This is a genomic window from uncultured Campylobacter sp. (assembly GCF_937890585.1).
In the GTDB taxonomy this organism is placed as follows: Bacteria; Campylobacterota; Campylobacteria; order Campylobacterales; family Campylobacteraceae; genus Campylobacter_A.
In genome coordinates, this window is record NZ_CALACG010000078.1 from 1 (window position 1) to 3,364 (window position 3,364).

Annotated in this window: 5 protein-coding genes; all 5 read left to right on the top strand. The window is 38.3% G+C overall.

The window, feature by feature from the left end:
* Positions 1 to 42 precede the first annotated feature (42 nt).
* A complete protein-coding gene (locus tag Q0296_RS02195) occupies positions 43 to 780 on the top strand; it encodes an NAD+ synthase (protein WP_103617635.1) in 738 nt (245 codons plus the stop codon).
* A gap of 10 nt (positions 781 to 790) precedes the next feature.
* Positions 791 to 1,921, top strand: coding sequence for a DegT/DnrJ/EryC1/StrS aminotransferase family protein (locus tag Q0296_RS02200; RefSeq protein ID WP_021090150.1), 1,131 nt, complete (start codon positions 791 to 793; stop codon positions 1,919 to 1,921).
* Positions 1,914 to 2,834, top strand: coding sequence for a tetraacyldisaccharide 4'-kinase (locus Q0296_RS02205; RefSeq protein WP_298036051.1), 921 nt, complete (start codon positions 1,914 to 1,916; stop codon positions 2,832 to 2,834). Before Q0296_RS02200 ends, Q0296_RS02205 begins: the two co-directional genes overlap by 8 nt.
* Before the next feature lie 50 nt (positions 2,835 to 2,884).
* Positions 2,885 to 3,127, top strand: a complete 243-nt coding sequence (gene cutA, locus Q0296_RS02210) for a divalent cation tolerance protein CutA (RefSeq protein ID WP_298036052.1) — start codon at positions 2,885 to 2,887, stop codon at positions 3,125 to 3,127.
* Between the two features lie 98 nt (positions 3,128 to 3,225).
* Positions 3,226 to 3,364: helix-turn-helix domain-containing protein (locus tag Q0296_RS11525; RefSeq protein WP_366939719.1), on the top strand; the 139-nt coding region annotated here is incomplete at its 3' end.

The window sequence follows — 3,364 nt, forward strand, 5'->3', positions numbered from 1 at the left end:
GTATAATCTTTTCAAAAAGAAGCAAATTTAGGCAAAGGGACAATGAAGGGGTATCAAAAAATAGAAGAAACCTTAGTTTTTAGCTTAAAAGATAAAACTAAAGGTAAAAAACTACTATTAGGCGTAAGCGGCGGTATTGATTCTGCTGTGGTTGCGACACTTTGTGCGAGAGCAAAGCCAGATGAAACTCATGCACTCATCATGCCAACAGCATCATCAAACAGACAAAATATGGATGACGCCTTAAATTTATGCGAAAAATTAAACATAAAATACAAGGTTTTATCCATAGAGGGCATTTTAAATGCCTTTTACGAAACGATAGATGCAAATTTAAGCAATTTAAGAAAAGGGAATTTAGCAGCTAGAGTTAGAATGAGCTTGCTTTATGATTATTCATCTAGTATAAACGCTCTAGTCATCGGCACAAGCAACAAAAGTGAGCTTATGCTTGGCTATGGCACGATATTTGGGGATTTGGCGTGCGCGATAAATCCTATCGGAGAGCTTTATAAAAGTGAAATTTTTGAATTTGCAAAACATCTTGGTGTTGATGAAAATTTTATCAAAAAAGCACCTTCGGCCGATCTTTGGGATGGGCAAAGTGACGAGGGCGACATAGGTTACAGCTACGCTGTTATCGATGAAATTTTACAAAATTTAGAAAATAACAAGGAGCAAGCCATCAAAAAGTTTGGATTAAAAGCGGTCTTGGATATAGAAAATAGAGTTGTTTCAAACAGGTTTAAACGACAAATGCCGTTGATAGTGAAAATTTAAAGGATTAAAGATGAGAGAAATTCCGTTTTACAAACCAACTATCACTGAGCGTGAGAGTGAGCTTATTGAAGAGGCTTTGCATTCTGAAAATGCCACTGATACAGTTGCTAAATTTGAAGAAAAGCTAAAAGAGTACTTTGGTGCTAAATTTGTTATCACTACAAACAACATCGCAGCAGCGCATCATCTAGCGCTAAGTGCGATGGACACAAAGCGCGGCGATAAGGTCATCTGCTCGGTAAATGCCTTCCCTAGCGTGGCTCAAGCAGTTAGACATTTTGATGCTGAGCCTATCTTTGTCGATATCGATGAAGAGGACTTTAACATCAGCCCAGAAGCCCTTGAAAAGGTGCTAAAAGAGCAAAATCACAAAAAACTAAAGTGTGCTTTCATCTCACACATCGCTGGACAAAGTGCTAAGCTTGATGAGATAAAGGCTATCTGCGAAAAATATGGCATCGTCGTTTTAGATGATGCAAACCGAGGCATAGGACTAACTTATAATGGCAAAAAAGTCGGTTCAGACTCGTTTTTGTCATGCTTTCAGACAAACTCACGCGTGCAAAATCCTATCTCAACAGTTGGATTTTTCACGACAAATGACGAAGAGGTCTATAAAAAAGCAAAACTACTTCGTAACTATGCCCTTGTAAATGGTATAGATAAATTTGGTAGTTTAAGCTATATCTACGACGTCGTTGATATCGGTTTAAAATATGACATAAACTCGATAAATGCGGCATTTTCTATCGCTCAGCTTGAAAAGACAGACGAGCTTATAAAACGTAGAAAAAAGATCGCTGAAATTTACGATAAAGAGCTTAAAGAGTGTCACAACATCACAACTCCAGTCAAAAAACGCGAGCACATCTACACTCAGTACATCATCAAGATAAATAAAAACCGCGACAGCTTTGCTAGAGAGCTTTTGGAGCGTGGAATTCACACTTCGCTGCACTACATACCGATACATTTGCTAAGCTATTATAAAAATAAATATTCGCTTAAAGTAAATGACTTCCCAAATGCTCTAAAAGCATATCAACAAGTCTTGTCGCTGCCTATATATCATAGTTTGAGCGACGAAGAGGTGCAATACATCTGCAACACGGTAAAAGAAATTTCTAAATCTCGTGTTTAAGAAATTTAACATCCTTTTACACTCTTGGGCGAATGACTACTTCTTTCGCCCAAATCTCTTTCAAATTTTACTAGCATTTTTCCTTTTGCCACTAAGTCTTATCTACGCTCTAGTCGTTATTTGTAAGAAATTTAGCGCTCAAAAAAAAGACTATGGTATAAAAATAATTAGCGTTGGAAACTTAACCCTTGGAGGAAGCGGCAAGACCCCACTTTGTGTCGCTATCGCTAAGAATTTCGAAGGCGCTTTTATCATCCTTAGAGGCTATAAAAGAAAGAGCAAAGGCATGCAAGTTGTCGCTCATGATGGCGAAATTTTACTTGACGTTGCAGCGAGCGGCGATGAGGCGATGATATATGCCACAAGCATCAAAAACGCAAACGTCATCGTTAGTGAAGATAGAAAAGTAGCCATAGACTACGCCAAAAAGCATGGCGCAAAGTATATTTTGCTGGATGATGGATTTTCTAAATTTGACATAGCCAAATTTGACATTTTGGTGCGCCCAAACCCCGAGCCAAAGCTAAAGCTTTGCCTGCCAAGCGGGGCTTATAGATATCCGTTTAGCTTTTATAAATTTGGTGATTTTATCGCATGTGAGGGGCAAACTCACTTTAGAAAGAGCGAAATTTTAAACAAAAGCGAAAAAATGGTGCTAGTTACCGCCATAGCAAACCCAGCCCGCCTTGAGCCATTTTTTGGCGAGTGCGTGGGGCAGGTCTTTTTCCCTGATCACTACGGCTTTTCAAAAGAAGAGCTAAGCGAAATTTTACAAACCTACGGCGCGACCTCTCTTTTGATGACGCAAAAGGACTATGTAAAGGTAAAGGACTTTGGGCTGAGAGTATCGCTTATCACGCTTGAAGTTACGCTAAGCGAGGAGTTTAAAAAGGTTTTGGCGCAGCAAATTTAAGCCCATTTTGTTATAATGAGCCACTTTTTAAAAGGAAAATTTAGATCAAAATGAGAATTTTAATCACCTCAGTCGCAAAGAAAAAAGAGGCAAAAAAACTAAGCAAAAAGCTCGTGAAAAAGGGACTTGCAGCTTGCGTGAGTAGCTTTGGCGCAAAGAGCATTTATCTTTGGCAAGAGAAGCTTTGTGATGAAAAAGAGCAAATTTTACTCATAAAAACGGACGCGAAATTTAAAAAAGTAGCTAAAAGGGCTGATAATATGGATGACAAAATACCCTTACCTGCATTGTAGATTATATCTGCTTTGCAGGTATTTTGTGTTGAGATACACAAAAATTGATTGACAACTTGTCAGTTGAAGTATATCATATGAATGAGCGGAGGTATAAAATGAGAGATGTGAAAGAACCTGAAATACGGCGTACCGAGATTATGGATGCTGCAATGATACTTTTTATGGAGAAGGGGTATACCAATACAACAACTCAGGATATAGTCGATAAAGTAAATATATCAAGAGGATTATTAT